Genomic DNA, 17,676 nt, shown 5'->3' on the forward strand with positions numbered 1-17,676 from the left:
CTACCACTCTATCCGGTAGGGCCGTACGGTTCCGGGGTACGCCAGCGTTCGAACGGCCTGTCCAGGCGGTAGCGGCCGTCGTTTCCGAGCAGGAGGGTGCGGGTCTCGGCATTGCCGGGATTCGACAGCGACTCGAAGTCCGCGACCGTCCAGTGGAACCAGCGCATGCAGAACAGCCGCATGGTCAGCCCGTGGGTGACGAGCAGGACGTTGGGAGGGTGGTCGGGCGCCTCGAAGCTGCGGTACAGGCTCTCCAGGAAGGCGCCGACGCGGTCGTAGACGTCGGCACCGGACTCACCCTGGGCGAAGCGGTAGAAGAAGTGCCCGTACGCGTCCCGGTAGGCCTTCTGCAGACGGACGTCCTCCCGTTCCTGCCAGTTGCCCCAGTCCTGCTCCCGCAGCCTGGGCTCCTCCCGTACCCGGACCTGCTCCGCGGGGAGCCTGAAGGCACGGAGGGTCTCATGGGTGCGGCGGTACGGCGAGACGTAGACGCTGACCGGTTCGTCCCCGAAGAGTTCCCGCAGCCGCTCCCCCGTCTCCGCCGCCTGCCGCCACCCGGTCTCGGTCAGTCTCAGGGCATGGTCGGGCTCGCGTTCGTACACCGTGTCATCGACATTGCCCTCGGACTCTCCGTGCCGTACGAGAACGATGCGCCGCGGTCGTGCCATACCCCCGACCCTAGATCGCCGCTCTCCGGCGGGCGCAGCCGAGGCCGGTCCCGGAGTCCATCCGAGGGAGCAGGGGGTGGGGGGTCAGACCGTCCAGGACGGTTCGAGCTGCACCACGTCCCCGTTCAGCGCCGCCACGTCGGCCGCGGTACGGGCCCGCAGCCCCAGCCGTTCCACGCGCTCGACCCGGTACTTTCCGTGCTCGGCGGCGGACTGCCACATCGAGAGCACCAGGAACTCGCTGCCGGGCGCCTCGCCGAACAGGCCCCGCAGCATGCCGGGAGACCCGGCCATCGCCGGGTTCCACACCTTCTCCTGCATGAGCGCGAAGTGCTCGGCACGGTCCTCGTGGACCCGGCAGTGCGCCACCCGCGCCACGTCGGCGTCGGCGAACCGCGGCTCGAAGCCCGTCTTCACGTCGAAGCGGTGGTCGAAGAGCTTGACCTGGGCGTCCTTGAACGTGCCGACCTGGGAGGCCGCCAGACGATCGTGCGACCTCGCCATGAAAGAGTCGTAGAAGGCGCGGCTCTCCCAGAACGCGAAGATGTGGGCGACGTCCGGGCGACCCCGGCTCCACCCGCCGCCCTGTCCCCGGAATCCCGGCTCACCGAGCAGCCCCGCCCATTTCCGCTGTCCCCGCTCGAACCCTCGACGGTCCACGACGGTGCAGCGAATCCACTTGACCAGCACCGCGCCATCGTACGGGGCCGGAGGGCACCCCGGCAGACCCCGTCAGGCTCCCGCCGGGTGCAGTGGCTCCAGACCCGCGCGCTCCTCGGCGTCCAGTTCGATGCCGAACTCGGTCTCCAGGGCGGCGGCCAACTCGTCGGCCGTCAGGATCCTTTCTTCGACGGATCCGTCCGGGCGGACGAGCGAGAGCGTCCCGCGCAGCAGCGATCTCCGCACGTCCGCGCCCGGCCGCTGGGCGACGACCTGGCCCAGGAAACGTGACTCCGGATGGCTGGAGCTGTAGTGGTTGAGGACGGTGAAGTCTCCGGGCTGGTACGCCTGCGGCGAGAACGCGTACACGTCCATCCAGCCCGTCGACCGCAGCGAGCGCAGCACACGGGTGCCGTCGTCCTCGACGGCGACGCCGAACGTCCAGCCGTCCTGCTCGACGCGCGCGCCGTCCCGGAGCGGCACGGGCTCCAGCGGCCCCTGCCAGCCGAACCCGACGTCGGCGAGCCACTGTTCGCCCTCGACCGTCACGGCGAGGAGCGCGTGGGTGACCGGCGGCCTTGTCGTGCCCCGCGAGCGGTTGCGCGCGCCGCGGCCCTCCACGTGGAAGCCGATCTGTTCGAGGGCCGCCGCCAGGAGGGAGTTCTGCTCGTAGCAGTAGCCTCCCCGGCGCCGCTCGACGAGCTTGGCCTGCAGGCTCTTCAGGTCCAGGGGGATCGGCCGCCCGAGGGCGACGTCGAGGTTCTCGAAGGGAATGGTCGAGGCGTGCGCCCGATGAAGGGACGTCAAGGTCCGCAGATCGGGCGCGAGTTCCCCGTCCCGCGCGATGTCGTATCCGATTCGAGCCAGATATGCGTCGAGATCCAGCTCGTCACCACTCCACAAACCGCTCTCCCCCTCAGCGTCGGTTCCTCTGTCGTAGGCACATGACACCATGAGCAAGAGGCCCACGACCACGGGCTTTTGAAGGGACGACGGTACGAGGCGAGGGCGTGCGCGGGGGCGTGCGCGGAGAGGGGAAGCACCATGAGCGGACTCAACAAAGGGGTGGGACGCGTCGAGGTCACGCTCAAGTGGGACCCCGCCCCGGCCGGCGCGTCGGCGCACGACCTCGATCTGGTCGCCGGGGTCTTCGCCGCGGGCGATCCGCACGGTGCGCCGGTCCATCTGGTGCACTTCGGCAGCCGCTCCCCGGACGGCACGATCACGCTCCACCGCGACAGCCGTACGGGGCAGGGATTCGGCTACGACGAGGCCATGACCGTGGAGCTGAACCGCCTCGACGCGCGGTACGCGCGGGTGGTGGTGGGCGTGGCCATACAGCAGGGCGGCGGGCGGCTGACCTTCGGCGACATAGCGAACACGGGCATACGGGTCCGCGAGGGCTACACCGACCTGCTGACCCATGACTTCGCGGACGTCCCCGGGGCCCGTGCGGCGACGGTCGTGGAGTTCACCCGTGACGGGGCGGACGGCTGGTCGTACCGCTCGATCAGCCGCGGCTTCGACGCCGACCCGCAGACCTTCGGCACGCTCCTGGGCTCCACGGTGTCCTGACGCCCCTCATGTGAAAAGGGGCGCCGACCGGTGGTCGGCGCCCCCTCACGGGCGATCCGGTGCGCTCAGCGGCTTCCGCCCCTCAGCGCACCGGGGCGGGGTCAGCTGCAGCCGCTGGTCGAGCCGCAGCCCTCGCAGATGTAGCAGGAGCCGGCCCGCTGCATCTTCGTACCGCAGGAGAAGCAGAGCGGGGCGTCGGCGCTGATGCCGAGCTGCATCTCGACGAGCTCCGCGGAGGTGTGGGCCTGCTTCGGAGCCGGGACCTCGGCCTTCGGGGCCGGGGCGGCGACGGCCTTCGGCTCCTGGGCGCGAGGCGCGGACTGGGCCAGGGCCTCGACGTCGACGTCCTCGTCCTCCACCTGCTCGTACGAGCCGGTGTCCAGGTGGCGCTGGCGCTCCTCGGCCGAGTGGATGCCGAGGGCGGAGCGGGTCTCGAAGGGCAGGAAGTCCAGCGCCAGGCGGCGGAAGATGTAGTCGACGATCGACTGCGCCATCCGCACGTCCGGGTCGTCGGTCATGCCGGCCGGCTCGAAGCGCATGTTGGTGAACTTCGAGACGTAGGTCTCGAGCGGGACGCCGTACTGCAGACCGACCGAGACGGCGATGGAGAAGGCGTCCATCATGCCGGCGAGGGTGGAGCCCTGCTTGGACATCTTCAGGAAGACCTCACCGAGACCGTCGTCCGGGTAGGAGTTGGCGGTCATGTAGCCCTCGGCGCCGCCGACGGTGAAGGAGGTGGTGATCCCCGGACGGCCCTTGGGCAGACGCTTGCGGACCGGGCGGTACTCGACGACCTTCTCGACGGCCTCGCGGATCGTCGCCTCGGACTTCGCGGTGACCTCGGCCTTCTCGTCCTCCTTCTTCTTGGCGGAGAGCGGCTGGCCGACCTTGCAGTTGTCGCGGTAGATCGCGAGCGCCTTGACGCCCATCTTCCAGGCCTCGAAGTAGACCTCCTCGACGTCCTCGACCGTGGCCGTCTCCGGCAGGTTGACGGTCTTGGAGAGGGCGCCCGAGATCCACGGCTGGATGGCGGCCATCATGCGGACGTGGCCCATCGCGGAGATGGAGCGCTCGCCCATGGCGCAGTCGAAGACCTCGTAGTGCTCGGTCTTCAGGCCGGGGGCGTCGATCACATTGCCGTGCTCGGCGATGTGGGCGACGATCGCCTCGATCTGCTCCTCCTGGTAGCCCAGGCGGCGCAGGGCCTGCGGGACGGTGCCGTTGACGATCTGCATCGAGCCGCCGCCGACGAGCTTCTTGAACTTGACCAGGGCGAGGTCGGGCTCGAGGCCGGTGGTGTCGCAGGACATCGCGAGACCGATGGTGCCGGTGGGGGCGATGACCGAGGCCTGGGCGTTGCGGAAGCCGTTCTTGGCGCCGAGGCGGATCACGTCCTGCCAGGCCTCCGTGGCGGCGGCCCAGATCGGCGAGTCCAGGTCGTCCATGCGGACGGCCTTGGTGTTCTCGTCGGCGTGCTGCTGCATGACGCGCTGGTGCGGCTCGGCGTTGAGGGCGTAGCCGTCGTACGCGCCGACGACCGCTGCGAGTTCGGCGGAGCGCTTGTACGAGGTGCCGGTCATCAGGGAGGTGATGGCACCGGCGAGGGCGCGGCCGCCGTCGGAGTCGTACGCGTGGCCGGTCGCCATCAGCAGGGCGCCGAGGTTGGCGTAGCCGATGCCGAGCTGGCGGTAGGCGCGGGTGTTCTCGCCGATCTTCTGGGTGGGGAAGTCGGCGAAGCAGATGGAGATGTCCATCGCGGTGATGACGAGCTCGACGACCTTGGCGAAGCGCTCGACGTCGAAGGACTGGTTGCCCTTGCCGTCGTCCTTGAGGAACTTCATCAGGTTCAGCGAGGCGAGGTTGCAGGACGTGTTGTCCAGGTGCATGTACTCGCTGCACGGGTTCGAGCCGTTGATGCGGCCGGACTCGGGGCAGGTGTGCCAGTGGTTGATCGTGTCGTCGTACTGGATGCCCGGGTCGGCGCAGGCCCACGCGGCCTCGGCCATCTTGCGGAAGAGCGCCTTGGCGTCGACCTCCTCGATGACCTCGCCGGTCATGCGCGAGGTGAGGCCGAACTTGCCGCCGGACTCGACGGCCTTCATGAACGTGTCGTTCACGCGGACGGAGTTGTTGGCGTTCTGGTACTGGACGGACGTGATGTCGTCGCCGCCCAGGTCCATGTCGAAGCCCGCGTCGCGGAGGGCGCGGATCTTCTCCTCCTCCTTGACCTTGGTCTCGATGAAGTCCTCGATGTCGGGGTGGTCGACGTCGAGGATGACCATCTTGGCCGCGCGACGGGTGGCGCCGCCCGACTTGATCGTGCCGGCGGAGGCGTCGGCGCCGCGCATGAAGGAGACGGGGCCGGAGGCGTTGCCGCCGGAGGAGAGGAGCTCCTTGGAGGAGCGGATGCGGGAGAGGTTCAGGCCGGCGCCGGAGCCGCCCTTGAAGATCATGCCCTCTTCCTTGTACCAGTCGAGGATGGACTCCATGGAGTCGTCGACGGACAGGATGAAGCAGGCGGAGACCTGCTGGGGCTGCGGCGTGCCGACGTTGAACCAGACCGGCGAGTTGAAGCTGAAGATCTGGTGCAGGAGGGCGTAGGCCAGCTCGTGCTCGAAGATCTCGGCGTCGGCGGGCGAGGCGAAGTAGCCGTACTCCTCGCCGGCCTTCGTGTACGTCTTCACGATCCGGTCGATGAGCTGCTTGAGACCGGTCTCGCGCTGCGGAGTGCCGACGGCACCGCGGAAGTACTTGCTGGTGACGATGTTGACCGCGTTCACCGACCAGAAGTCGGGGAACTCGACGCCGCGCTGCTCGAAGTTGATCGAGCCGTCGCGCCAGTTGGTCATGACGACGTCACGGGGCTCCCACGCCACCTCGTCGTACGGATGCACGCCGGGGGTGGTGTGGATGCGCTCGATACGCAGGCCCTTGCTCGCCGACTTGGCTCCCTTGGTGCGGGAACCACGTGCCGGGCCGCTCGCCGTCTCTGTCATGCCGCCTCCCATATACGGGCAAAACACACTTTGGCACCCAGATAGTCCCAGGGCACCGTCTTCTGTACGTCGTTCTGTACTGCTGCCACAGGGACCACAGAGGTCACCCGGGGCACGTCTGCCGGGCCGCACGGCGGCCGGTCGCCGGGCCGTGGAAGGCCCGGACCGCCGGTCTAGTCGGCGGCGGTGGCGGGAACGGGGACCTCAGGGGTCGCACCGGTCCCGCTGTTCTCAGCGGGAGGCCGCACGCGGAGTTCCGCGATGGCGGCCTCGAAGTCTTCGAGGCTGTCGAAAGCCTTGTACACGGACGCGAAGCGCAGGTAGGCGACGAGGTCGAGCTCCTGCAGGGGGCCGAGGATGGCCAGGCCCACGTCATGGGTGGTCAGCTCGGCGCTTCCGGTGGCGCGCACCGCCTCCTCGACCCGCTGGCCGAGCTTGGCGAGGGCGTCCTCGGTGACCGGTCGCCCCTGGCACGCCTTGCGCACGCCAGAAATGACCTTGGTACGACTGAAGGGCTCGGTGACACCGGAGCGCTTCACCACCATGAGCGAGCACGTCTCCACCGTCGTGAAACGACGGGAGCAGTCGGGGCACTGGCGACGACGTCGGATCGACGTCCCGTCGTCGGTGGTGCGACTGTCGACGACACGGCTGTCGGGGTGCCTGCAGAAGGGGCAGTGCATTGGTTCCAACCCTCCTCGCGGCACGACTGACTCACCTCGCCCGGCCTGTCAAGGCCCCGCGAAGCGACCACCAGCATAGGCGATGCGAGCACCCCCGGCAGACCGGGGACCACTACCCCTGGGTGGCGGATGCCATCCAACCACTAGATCTTGGGTTAGGGGCATTTCCGCCCCCTCCGCGTGTCGCGGCCCGGGCACTCCCTGGGATCCGGCCCTCCGGATGCGACACTGAGCGGTGCGCCGATCACTCGCGCCCCAGCGGCGAAGGCTACCGTAACGACCGATTTGGGGCGGCGACGTGAACCCGCTCATACACCCCCGCACATACGCGCGTAAGGCAATCTGCGAATTTTCACTCGAACGTGTGTTTGGCGCAACCTTTCGAAAGCCACTACCGTTGTGCCAGCGAGGGAGACCATTCGAGAGGGGCCGACGACGTGACCACCACCGCAGACAGTGCCACCATCACCGCCCAGGACCGCTCCCAGGGCCGACTCGAGCCGGTGCACGCCATGACTGACGCAAGCATGAACGGCGAGGAGCCCGGGCGACCCGCCCGCGCCCTCCCCGGACGACCTCCAGGCATCCGCGCCGACAGCTCCGGACTCACCGACCGGCAGCGCAGGGTCATCGAAGTCATCCGCGACTCGGTCCAGCGGCGCGGCTACCCGCCGTCGATGCGCGAGATCGGGCAGGCGGTCGGCCTCTCCAGCACCTCCTCGGTGGCGCACCAGCTCATGGCGCTGGAGCGCAAGGGCTTCCTCCGCCGCGACCCGCACCGGCCCCGCGCCTACGAGGTCCGCGGCTCCGACCAGCCGAGCACCCAGCCGACGGACACCACCGGCAAGCCGGCCGCGTCCTACGTGCCGCTGGTCGGCCGCATCGCGGCCGGTGGCCCGATCCTGGCCGAGGAGTCCGTCGAGGACGTCTTCCCCCTCCCCCGGCAGCTGGTCGGCGACGGCGAGCTGTTCGTCCTGAAGGTCGTCGGCGACTCGATGATCGAGGCCGCCATCTGTGACGGCGACTGGGTCACCGTCCGCCGTCAGCCCGTCGCGGAGAACGGCGACATCGTCGCCGCGATGCTCGACGGCGAGGCCACCGTCAAGCGCTTCAAGCGCGAGGACGGCCACGTCTGGCTGCTCCCGCACAACGCGGCGTACCAGCCCATCCCCGGCGACGAGGCCACCATCCTCGGCAAGGTCGTGGCGGTGCTGCGGCGGGTGTGATGCTCCCCGCCGGCTCTGACCGGGCCCCGGGACCCACTGCGCCGGTCTCGGGGCCCTGCCGTGTCCCGACCCACTAGTCGGCCGCCTTCGAGGCGGCGTCGATGGCCGCGAGGGACTTCCGGACCTGGTTGCGGTCCGTGGTGTACCAGAAATCGGGCAGCGAGGCCTTCAGATAGCTGCCGTAGCGCGCAGTGGCCAGCCGGGGATCCAGGACCGCCACGACACCCCGGTCGCCGGTCGCCCGCACCAGCCGGCCGGCGCCCTGGGCCATCAGCAGGGCCGCATGGGTCGCCGCGACCGCCATGAAACCGTTCCCCCCGGCCTCCTCGACGGCCTTCTGCCGGGCGCTCATCAGCGGGTCGTCCGGCCGCGGGAACGGGATCTTGTCCATCACGACCAGCTGACAGCTCGGCCCCGGGACGTCCACGCCCTGCCAGAGCGAGAGCGTGCCGAAGAGACAGGTCTTCGGGTCGGCCGCGAAGTTCTTGATCAGCTCGCCCAGGGTGTCCTCGCCCTGGAGCAGGATCGGCAGCTCCGGGACCCGGCTCCGCAGCTCCTCCGCCGCCTGCTGCGCGGCGCGCATGGAGGAGAAGAGACCGAGGGTCCGCCCGCCGGCGGCCTGCATCAGTTCGGTGAGCTCGTCGAGCATGTCGCCCCGCTGCCCGTCACGCGCGGGCTTCGAGAGGTGCTTGGCGACGTACAGGATGCCCTGCTTCGGATAGTCGAACGGGGAGCCGACGTCGATGCCCTTCCAGACGGGCAGGTCGTCGCCCTCGGTGCCCTCGGGGGCCAGTCCGAGCGACGCGCCGACGCCGTTGAAGTCGCCACCCAGCTTGAGCGTGGCCGAGGCGAGCACCACGGACCGCTCCGTGAAGAGCTTCTCCCTGAGCAGGCCCGAGACGGTCAGCGGCGCGACCCGCAGCGAGGCCCCGAACCGGTCGTGGCGCTCGTACCAGACGACGTCGTACTCGGAACCGTGGGTGATCCGCTCCGCAACACCGTGCACGGTCTCCACGGAGGCCATGGCCTGCTTGCGCACCGCGTCCTCGTCCTGCACGGACCGGTCCCGGGTGTTGCCCAGGGCCGTGATCACGGCGCGGGCCGCGTCCCGCAGCGCCATCAAGGCGTACGCCAGGTCCTCCGGGATCTCCTCCAGGCGGCCCGGCAGTGCCAGCTCCATGACCCGCTCGAAGCCCTCCGCCGCGGTCTGCAGCTGGTCGGCCGTCTTCTCGTCGACGAGCTTGGCGGCCCGGCGCACGGCACGGTTGACCTGGCCCGGGGTGAGCTCGCCGGTGGCGACACCCGTGACCCGGGAGACCAGCTCATGGGCCTCGTCGACGATCAGCACCTCGTGCTGCGGGAGCACCGGGGCGCCCTCGATGGCGTCGATGGCGAGCAGTGCGTGGTTGGTGACGACGACGTCCGCGAGCTTGGCGCGCTCGCGTGCCGCCTCGGCGAAGCACTCCGGCCCGTACGCGCACTTGCTCGCGCCGAGGCACTCGCGGGAGGAGACCGAGACCTGCGCCCAGGCCTTGTCGGAGACGCCCGGCGTCAGGTCGTCCCGGTCCCCGGTCTCCGTCTCGTCCGACCAGTCCCGCAGCCGCAGCAGGTCCTGGCCCAGCTTGCTCGACGGAGCGGCCGCCTCGAACGGATCGAAGAGGCCCTCTTCCTCGTCCTGCGGGACCCCTTCGTGGAGCCGGTGCAGACAGAGGTAGTTCGACCGGCCCTTGAGCATGGCGAACTGCGGGCGGCGGCGCAGCTGCGGGTGCAGCGCCTCGACCGTCCGGGGAAGGTCGCGCTCGACGAGCTGGCGCTGGAGCGCCAGGGTGGCCGTGGCCACCACCACCCGCTCGCCCTGGGCCAGCGCCGGCACGAGGTAGCCGAGCGACTTGCCCGTGCCGGTGCCGGCCTGGACGAGGAGGTGGGAGTTGTCGTCGATGGCCTCGGCCACGGCCTCGGCCATGGTGACCTGGCCGGGCCGCTCCGTGCCGCCGACGGCTGAGACGGCGGCGTGGAGGAGGTCGGGGAGGGATGGCTTCGTCATAGCGCTCCCACCCTACGGGGCGGGACTGACAGCCGGGTCACGCGAGCGGATTGCGGACGGTCCCGTGGACGGCCGCGTGCGGGCGCTCGGGCCGGTCCCGGTAGCCGTCCAGGTGCAGACGGTTGCGGTTGAGGCAGAGCCGCTCGATGCGCGGGGTCAGGAGGTCGAAGAGCTCGAACCGTTCCTTCAGCTCCGGGAAGCGTGACTGGTGCCGCAGGATCTCCGCCCGGACGAGGCCCCAGAAATCCTCCTCGGACACCCCGAGTTGGTCCTCGCAGAGCGGTGCCAGGTAGCGGAAGACGCCGACGAAGAGCCCCGAGTGGATGAACTGGATCAGGAATCCGGGCGCCTCCGTCAACAGGACGTCACGGACGTCATCCGCAAGGGTGGCGTGTTCGGGAAGCGGGTGGGCACTGATGTTCACATCGTCGACGAAGTCCTTGATCGCCAGCCGGACCGGGACGTCGTCGCCGTCGTACACGACGATCGCGTTCTCGCCGTGGGGCGAGAAGACCGTGCCGTACCGGTAGAGGAAATGCAGCAGCGGGGGGAGCAGAGCGGTGAAGAGGTGCTGGAGCCAGACAGCGGGGGCAAGCCCGGAGCGCTCGACGAGCTCGGCGACGAACGCCCGGCCTTCCGGGTCGGTGTGGAGGAGGGAGGCGAGGGTACGGGCCCGCTCGCCCGGGGGCAGCCTCAGCGGTTCGCGCCAGATCGCGCCGAGCAGTTCCTTGTACTGGTACGGGACTTCGGGCAGCCGGTCGTACAGGGGGTGCTCGACCGTGACGGAGGCGACCTCGCCGAGGAGGACCACCCGGCACTCGTCCCGGAGGAACGGGTCGGCGTCGCGCAGGCCGTGGACCCAGGCGGTCACGGCGGGCGCGGCGAGGGTCCGCTCGGTGGGCAGTCCGCGCCAGACCAGGGTGTTGAGCACCGACAGCGGCAGCTTGACGGTGTGCCGGTCGGGGCGGCTGGTGTTGAGGAAGGTACGGACGGACTGCTGCGGCAGGCGAAGATCGTCGTCGGCTGGAAGCGGGACGACGGTCCCGGCGGCGACGGCCGGGGCGTAGAGCGGGAGCAGGACCTCGTCCCACTGCCAGGGATGGACGGGCAGCAGGAAGTAGTCGTCGGGCTCGTGGCCTCGGGCGGTCAGCGCGGCGCGGAAGGCTGCGTGGACCTCGGGGTCGAGCTCTCGGGCGTAGAGGCGGTCGGGGGTCTCCAGGCCGGCCACGCCCCGGTAGGCGGCGATGCGGTTGCTGACGGCGATCCACGGCAGCCGGGTCGGGCGGCGCGCCTCGGGGGTCCAGCGGGCGGCGTCGGTGGCGGAGAAGCCGATGCGGCCCTTGTTGAGGACCAGCCAGGGGTGGCCGGTCTGGTGGCCTTCCAGTTCCGCGTAGGAGAGGTCGGCCAGCCGGTCGGCGGTGAGTGCGGTGTGATCGAGGCGGACGTCGGCGGCCAGGGTGGCGGAGAGCTCGCGGATCAGGTGGCCGAGGGTGGCGCCGTCGAGCCGGAGGAGGCGGCGGGCGCGGACCAGGAAGTCGAAGGGGTCGGTGAGGGGCCGGCCCTCGTGGGTGATCGAGCCGGCGGTGATGTGCCAGCTGCCGTAGGCGCCGCGGCGGGCACGGAAGGTGAGCGTGGTGCCGTCGTCGAGGCGCAGTGCGTACCGGTCGGACTCGCCGTCGTCCGTGGGGACGGGTTCGACGATCTCCTCGTAGGCGAACTCGGAGAGGGCCTTGGCGAGGAGCCGGGAGGACGCCCGCGCCCAGGCCGTGGCGTTCAGCTCGGGGGGTGCGAGCAGCACGGGAGCCGCATCGGCTTCGGTGACGGGAGCCGGGGCGGCGGGGGCGGGTCGTGCGGAGTCGTGAGGTGCAGGGGACGTCGACACGAGGACTCCTCGGAGTGGGAACCGCTGTGGGTGGAGCGGCGTTTACAAGGCAGGGGTGATCACAGAACGTGACGAAGAGCCCGGTCTCGGATCATGAGCGCGGCTCTTTTGTCGGGGAGGTCGGCTTCCGCCGCGTAGCGGAAGCCGCCACTGAGGAACGCGGAGACGGAGGGGGTGTTGAGGATGTCGGGTTCGGCAACGACGCGGGTACAGCGGGGACGGTGGTCCAGCACCAGATCGGCGACGGCGCGCAGCAGCGTGGTGCCGACGCCCCGGCCCCGGTCCGTGACGCCTCCGATCAGCAGGTGGATACCCGTGTCGTGGGGACGCGCCGGGTAGTACCGGGCGAGCGGGTCGAGATCGGCGCGGTAGATCTCGAAGTAGCTCATGGGCGTGCCGTCGAGGACGCCGAGGCAGGGGACACTGCGGCCGTCGCCCTCGAGTTGGGCGCGGACGTGCTCGGCGGTGACGGTGTCGGGGCCGGCGAGCTCCCAGAAGGCGGCGACGGCGGGGGCGTTCATCCACCGGGCGAGCAGCGGCAGATCCCGTTCGAGTCGCACGGGTACGAGCTGGAAGGAGCCCACGGGGGTCTCGGCGGGTCCCCAGGCGGCGACGGAGTCGAGGAGATCGCCGTCGAGGAGGGCGACGAGGTCGTCGACCCTCAGGTCCAGGGTGTCGTCCCCGGGCGGATCGGCCGGTGGGCGGGTGGGTGACACGGTGTCGCTCTCCTCTCGGCGGTGGGATGTGGTCGGGCGGGCGTGGGACGGCGCCGGCGGGTTCAGGTACGGAGGGGGTTGGTGACGGTGACGTAGACGGACTGGGTGTCGACGGGCCCGACGAGCTCGTCCAGGCCGTGCAGACGGGTGAGGAGGTTGGCCTTGCTGCGCAGGGTCGCGGCTTCCAGGAGCCGGTGGGGAAGGGGTGAGCCGAGGCCGGTGGCGGAGGTGAGGAAGCTGCGGAAGGCGGCGAGCAGGACGCGTTCGTCGGCGAGGTGCTGGGCGCCGAAGGCGCCGATCAGACCGAGGACGTTGTTGATGCCGAGGTAGTAGGCGAAGCGCTCGTCGGTGACCTGGTCGGAGACGAACGTGTCGCTGTCGGCGCCGATGCCGGGGAGGCGGCTCTCCAGCTCGCCGCGGTGGGACTCGCGGAAGTAGTAGCCCTGGTTGTCGCGGTACCGGCCGCCGACCGGCCAGCCGTCCGGATCCAGGAGCACCAGGGTGTTCTGCTGGTGGGCCTCCAGGGCGATGCCGGCGTGGCCGTCGAGCCAGAGGACGGGGCGGACGACCTGGTCGAGGTAGCGGAGGAACCACTCGGCGGCGACGGCGGCCGTGGGGCGGCCGGTGCGGGCGGAGAGCCGTCCGATGACGTCGGCGAGCCGGGAGCGCATCGTGGTGGCTCCGGGCCACGGGCGGGGAGCGGTGAGGGAGGCGATGCAGACGGCGTCGTCGCCGTGACCGAAGGGGTTGTGGCGGATCATGACGTCGAGGCCGGGGACGGAGGTGCCGTCCGGGGCGTCCACGGCGAGCCAGGCGGGGTCGCGGACGATGTCGAAGCTCGGGTGGGCGGCCTGCCACTCGTCGACGAGGCCGGTGCGGAGCAGCCGGTGGACCTCGACGCCGCGGTGGAGTTCCTTGCGGAGGTTCTCGCGGCGGGAGTTGGTGATGCGCAGGCCGAGGGAGAGCTTGAGCATGGCCCGGGCGCCCGGGCGGTGCACGGTGCGGACGGAGGAGGTGGGGTGCCAGGGGCTGCCGTGGAGGCCGAGGTCGTGGAGGAGGCCCGCGTCGAGGAGAGCGCGGACGTCGGAGCGGTGCAGGAGTTCGCGGGCCTGCCAGGGGTGCAGGGGCAGTGGTGCGGTTCCGGTGGGGAGGGTGAGGCCTTCGGCGAGACCGGAGGCGAGTTGTTCGGCGCTGACGGGCCGGCCCTGTTCGGTCCAGGCGGAGTCGGAGGCGAGGAGGGCGCGGTCGACCGCGATCCAGTGGAGGGGGAACGAGCCGTGGAGTTCGGGTGAGTAGAGCCGGCCCTCGGCCTCGGAGAGTCCTTCGCGGCTCTTGGGGGTGGGGTGGAGCGGGTGGCCGAGCAGCAGGGACTGTTCGGCGGCGAGGAAGAGGTCGGCGTCCGGGTGGGGCTCGGGCCGGCGGCGGCGCTCGGCCAGGAAGTCGGCGGTGCGGCGGGCGGAGTCGGCGACGCGGCCGACGAGATCGGCGCCTTCGGAGCGGCCGGTCTCCCGGCTGAGCAGGGCGGCCACCGTGACGGCGTCGGCGGCCGGCGCCGAGGCCGGGAGCCCTTCGAGGAGGGGCGCGCCGAAGCGGTGCCAGCCGGTGGGCGACCAGTAGCGGACGGGGACGAGGAGGGCGGTGCCGCTGGCGTCGAGGGGGATGCGCAGGGGGGCGGATCCGGGGGCGGGCAGGTTCTTCTCCCGGACCCAGCAGCGGAGGAGGTTCTCGACGGCGGCGGCGTCGGCGGCGCGCTGGGGGTCGGGGTCGTCCAGGGGGTCGGGGGTGGCGGCCGGGCGCGGGGACCGCGGCTCGAACGGCCCGGTGTGCTGGCGCGGGACGGTCGGCTCCTCGGAGGGAGGGGCCTCGGGGTGGAGGGCCTCGGGATGAACGACCTCGGGGTGGAGGACCTCGGCGCGAAGGGCCGCGGCACGGAGGGGCGCCGGGTGGAGGGGCGCCGGGTGGAGGGGCTCCGGGTGGAGGGGCTCCAGCAGGAGGGGATCCGCGTGGAAGCCCTCCCTGTTGAGGGCCTCCCTGTTGAGGGCCTCCGCGTTGAGGACCTCCGTGTCGAGCGGGGATTCGGGGAGGGGGATGGTGTGGGGGCGGTCGGTGGTGGGGGTCGGGGAGGTGGGGGTGGGGTTCACGGGGGCTTCCTTGGGGGTGGGGGCCGGGGCGGTCCGGGGTCAGAGGGACGGGCCGGAGGCGTTCCGGGGGGCCGTGGCCCGGCGGGAGGCGGGCAGGTGGGGGGTGTGGGCCCGTTCGGCCGCGGCCAGGGCGTCGGCGAAGCGGTCCAGGACTGCGGTGGCCTGCTCGTCGGTGAGGGTGAGCGGGGGCAGGAGCCGGACCACCGCGGAGTGGCGGCCGCCGAGTTCGACGATGAGGCCGCGGGCGAGGCACTCCTGTTGGACGGCCAGGGCCAGGGCGGGGGCGGGGGGCGGGACGGAGTCGTCCGGTCCGGCCGCGTCGGGGTCGACGAGTTCGACGCCGATCATCAGGCCCCGGCCGCGGACGTCGCCGACGCAGGGGTGGGCGGCGGCGAGTCCCTGGAGCCGGCCGAGGATACGGGCGCCGAGGGTGCCGGCCCGTTCGGCGAGCTTGTTCTCGCGGACGTAGGCGAGGGTGGCGGTGCCGGCGGCCATGGCGAGTTGGTTGCCGCGGAAGGTGCCGGCGTGGGCTCCGGGTTCCCAGACGTCGAGTTCCGACCGGTAGACGATGACCGCGAGCGGGAGGGAGCCGCCGATGGCTTTGGAGAGGACCATCACGTCGGGCACGACGCCGCTGTGCTCGACGGCCCAGAAGGCGCCGGTGCGGCCGACGCCGGTCTGGACCTCGTCGACGACCAGGGGGATGGACCGGTCGGCGGTGATCCGGCGCATCCGGCGCATCCAGTCGTCGGGGGCGGGGATGACCCCGCCCTCGCCCTGGACGGCTTCGAGGATCATTCCGGCGGGTGTGGTGACGCCGCTCTTGGGGTCGTCGAGGAGGTTCTCGGTCCAGCGGGCCGAGAGTTCGGCGCCGCGCTCGCCGCCGGCACCGAAGGGGCAGCGGTACCGCTGCGGGTAGGGCAGCCGGGTGACGCGGACGTCGGCCGCGCCTCCGGAGGCGTCGAGGGCTCCGGCCGTCATGCCGTGGTAGGCGCCGGTGAAGGCGAGGAGTCCGCTCCGGCCGGTGGCCGTCCGGACGAGCTTGAGGGCCGCCTCTACGGCGTCCGTGCCCGCCGGTCCGCAGAACTGGATGCGGGCGTCGTCGGCGAGCGCGCCGGGGAGGGTGGCGAACAGTTCGGAGGTGAAGGCGTCCTTGAGGGGGGTGGCGAGGTCGAGGACGTGGAGGGGGGCTCCCGAGTCGAGGACCTTCCTGATGGCTTCCAGGACCACGGGGTGGTTGTGGCCGAGGGCGAGGGTCCCCGCGCCGGACAGGCAGTCGAGGTAGCGGCGGCCGTCGGCGCCCTCGATGGTCAGCCCCCGGGCCCGTACGGGGACGATCGGCAGGGAGCGGGCGTAGGTGCGCGCGGCGGACTCGCGCTGGGACTGGCGACGCAGGATGCCTTCGTGCTCGCCCCCCTGGCCTCTCTCCTGCCCTGTCCCCTGGCCCGTCGCTTGCTCCGCCCCCTGGTCCGTCGGCCGGGTCTGGGTGTGCGTGGCCGGTGGTGCGGCCGGAGCTGATTCGGTCACGGCCACGGCTCGTGTCCTCCCGCTGTAACAGTTGCGTTGCACATCGGGGCGTCGTGGAGCCGTCGCAAGGGCCGCCCTGAACGCCACCGTTGTGTCCCCCGTACGTACCAACGACGGGAACTGCCGGGGATCACGGGCCGAAAGGCAGGAACTTGGCGTGTCCCGGATCACGGCACGGCAACGGCTGAACCATGCACGGAACCGCCGACGGGGCGCGTACCGTCCCCTCCGGCACCGGCATAGTGGGGGCCGTCGGTCGTGTCCGCGAGGGCCCGGCCGCTGTTCGCGCATGCATGAGCTGCACACGTTCCACAAGTTGACGTAGTCCCAGGGGGATCACGAATGCGATCGATTCGTCCGCTGCTGATGGCGGCTTCCGCCGTCGCGGCGCTGACGCTCACCGTCACGGCCTGCGGTCCGAGCGAGGAGAACGCGGGGGGTACGCCCTCCGCGCCCGCGAGCCTGGACCCGGGCAAGATCAAGATTCCGGAGGACCTGAAGAACCGCCTGAAGGAACACGGGATCGATCTCGACAAGTGGCGGAACGGCGACTGGAAGAACTGGGACCGCGACAAGTGGTTGCGTGAGGCCAAGGACTTCGTCAACCCGATCATCGAGGACCTCTGGGACCCGGACCGGATGCGCGAGGCCGAGCGCCCCGACAAGCCGGTCGAGGAGGAGGACATCTCGGGCGACAAGGGTGTCACCGACCCGACTCCGGCCCCGGTGAAGGCGAAGGCCGTGGCGGCGAAGTACCACGACAACGCCCCCGAGTCCGGCAAGGTCTTCTTCGACAGCCCCGAGGGCTCGATGGTCTGCTCGGCCACGGTCGTGAAGGACCCGGCGCACCCGGGCAAGTCCAACCTGGTCTGGACGGCCGGCCACTGCGTGCACAAGGGCAAGCAGGGCGGCTGGTACCGCAACATCGCCTTCGTCCCGTCGTACAACGACTCGGCGATGGCGACCTCGGACCTGGAGAAGGCCACGCGGGAGCAGATCGCCCCGTACGGCGTGTGGTGGGCCGACTGGGTCAAGACCTCCGACCAGTGGATCGCCGAGGGCGCGTCCACCGGCGGTGCCGGTGCTCCCTACGACTTCGCGGTCATCAAGGTGACCCCGGAGAAGGGCTCCTCGGGCAAGTCCCTGGAGGAGACGGTCGGTTCGGCGCTCCCGGTGGAGTTCAACGCCCCCGCCGTGCCGAAGATCGCGAGCCTGACGGCGACCGGTTTCCCGGCGGCGCCGCCGTTCGACGGCCAGAAGATGTTCCAGTGCACGGACAAGCCGGGCCGGCTGTCCCTGAAGGCCGAGCAGCCGACGATGTACCGGATCGGCTGCACGATGACCGGTGGTTCGTCCGGCGGCGGCTGGGTCGCCCAGGGCCACGACGGCAAGCCGGCGCTGGTGTCGAACACCTCGATCGGCCCGTCGACGGCGGGCTGGCTCGCGGGTCCGCGCCTCGGTCCGGAGGCCAAGGCCGTCTACGACGAGGTCAGCAAGAAGTACGCAGGCCAGTAGGGGCATTGAGCACGGAGGCGGGGCCCTCGGGGGTCCCGCCTCC

The 17,676-nt window shown here is 71.1% G+C and carries 13 protein-coding genes; 3 read left to right on the top strand and 10 right to left on the bottom strand.

Annotated features, from left to right (window positions below; genetic code table 11):
- Positions 1 to 8 precede the first annotated feature (8 nt).
- The 3 genes from GGE06_RS30580 to GGE06_RS30590 all read right to left on the bottom strand — a co-directional run bounded on the left by GGE06_RS30580 (position 9) and on the right by GGE06_RS30590 (position 2,135).
- Positions 9 to 668, bottom strand: a complete 660-nt coding sequence (locus tag GGE06_RS30580; RefSeq protein ID WP_116158452.1) for a histidine phosphatase family protein — start codon at positions 666 to 668, stop codon at positions 9 to 11.
- Between the two features lie 84 nt (positions 669 to 752).
- Positions 753 to 1,358, bottom strand: coding sequence for a YdbC family protein (locus tag GGE06_RS30585; protein WP_116158453.1), 606 nt, complete (start codon positions 1,356 to 1,358; stop codon positions 753 to 755).
- A 42-nt stretch (positions 1,359 to 1,400) separates the two neighbouring features.
- Positions 1,401 to 2,135, bottom strand: a complete 735-nt coding sequence (locus GGE06_RS30590) for an arylamine N-acetyltransferase family protein (RefSeq protein WP_312883365.1) — start codon at positions 2,133 to 2,135, stop codon at positions 1,401 to 1,403.
- A gap of 237 nt (positions 2,136 to 2,372) precedes the next feature.
- Between GGE06_RS30590 and GGE06_RS30595 the strand changes: the two genes are divergently transcribed.
- A complete protein-coding gene (locus GGE06_RS30595; RefSeq protein WP_184932351.1) occupies positions 2,373 to 2,903 on the top strand; it encodes a TerD family protein in 531 nt (176 codons plus the stop codon).
- Positions 2,904 to 3,004: 101 nt separating this feature from the next.
- On the opposite strand, the gene GGE06_RS30600 is transcribed toward GGE06_RS30595, so the two are convergent.
- Positions 3,005 to 5,899, bottom strand: a complete 2,895-nt coding sequence (locus tag GGE06_RS30600) for a vitamin B12-dependent ribonucleotide reductase (RefSeq protein ID WP_184932352.1) — start codon at positions 5,897 to 5,899, stop codon at positions 3,005 to 3,007.
- A 173-nt stretch (positions 5,900 to 6,072) separates the two neighbouring features.
- Positions 6,073 to 6,582 (bottom strand): transcriptional regulator NrdR, encoded by a 510-nt coding sequence (nrdR, locus tag GGE06_RS30605; protein WP_116158456.1) that lies wholly within the window; start codon positions 6,580 to 6,582, stop codon positions 6,073 to 6,075.
- 437 nt (positions 6,583 to 7,019) lie between these two features.
- Between nrdR and lexA the strand changes: the two genes are divergently transcribed.
- Complete coding sequence (gene lexA, locus GGE06_RS30610; RefSeq protein ID WP_116158457.1) at positions 7,020 to 7,808, top strand: transcriptional repressor LexA; 789 nt, start codon at positions 7,020 to 7,022, stop codon at positions 7,806 to 7,808.
- Positions 7,809 to 7,881: 73 nt separating this feature from the next.
- On the opposite strand, the gene GGE06_RS30615 is transcribed toward lexA, so the two are convergent.
- From GGE06_RS30615 to GGE06_RS30635, 5 genes are all read right to left on the bottom strand, one after another.
- A complete protein-coding gene (locus GGE06_RS30615; protein WP_184932353.1) occupies positions 7,882 to 9,852 on the bottom strand; it encodes an ATP-dependent DNA helicase in 1,971 nt (656 codons plus the stop codon).
- Positions 9,853 to 9,889: 37 nt separating this feature from the next.
- Complete coding sequence (locus GGE06_RS30620) at positions 9,890 to 11,734, bottom strand: IucA/IucC family protein (protein ID WP_184932354.1); 1,845 nt, start codon at positions 11,732 to 11,734, stop codon at positions 9,890 to 9,892.
- 59 nt (positions 11,735 to 11,793) lie between these two features.
- Positions 11,794 to 12,450 (bottom strand): GNAT family N-acetyltransferase, encoded by a 657-nt coding sequence (locus GGE06_RS30625; protein WP_184932355.1) that lies wholly within the window; start codon positions 12,448 to 12,450, stop codon positions 11,794 to 11,796.
- 62 nt (positions 12,451 to 12,512) lie between these two features.
- Positions 12,513 to 14,438 (bottom strand): IucA/IucC family protein, encoded by a 1,926-nt coding sequence (locus tag GGE06_RS30630; protein ID WP_184932392.1) that lies wholly within the window; start codon positions 14,436 to 14,438, stop codon positions 12,513 to 12,515.
- A gap of 192 nt (positions 14,439 to 14,630) precedes the next feature.
- On the bottom strand, positions 14,631 to 16,124 hold the full coding sequence (locus tag GGE06_RS30635; RefSeq protein WP_376773604.1) for a diaminobutyrate--2-oxoglutarate transaminase family protein: 1,494 nt from the start codon (positions 16,122 to 16,124) through the stop codon (positions 14,631 to 14,633).
- Positions 16,125 to 16,460: 336 nt separating this feature from the next.
- On the opposite strand from GGE06_RS30635, the gene GGE06_RS30640 reads away from it, so the two are divergent.
- The gene (locus tag GGE06_RS30640; protein ID WP_184932356.1) at positions 16,461 to 17,633 is read left to right on the top strand and encodes a trypsin-like serine peptidase; all 1,173 of its coding nucleotides are present in this window, start codon (positions 16,461 to 16,463) and stop codon (positions 17,631 to 17,633) included.
- The last annotated feature ends 43 nt before the right edge of the window (positions 17,634 to 17,676 follow it).

This window comes from Streptomyces nymphaeiformis (assembly GCF_014203895.1).
Taxonomy (GTDB): Bacteria; Actinomycetota; Actinomycetes; order Streptomycetales; family Streptomycetaceae; genus Streptomyces; species Streptomyces nymphaeiformis.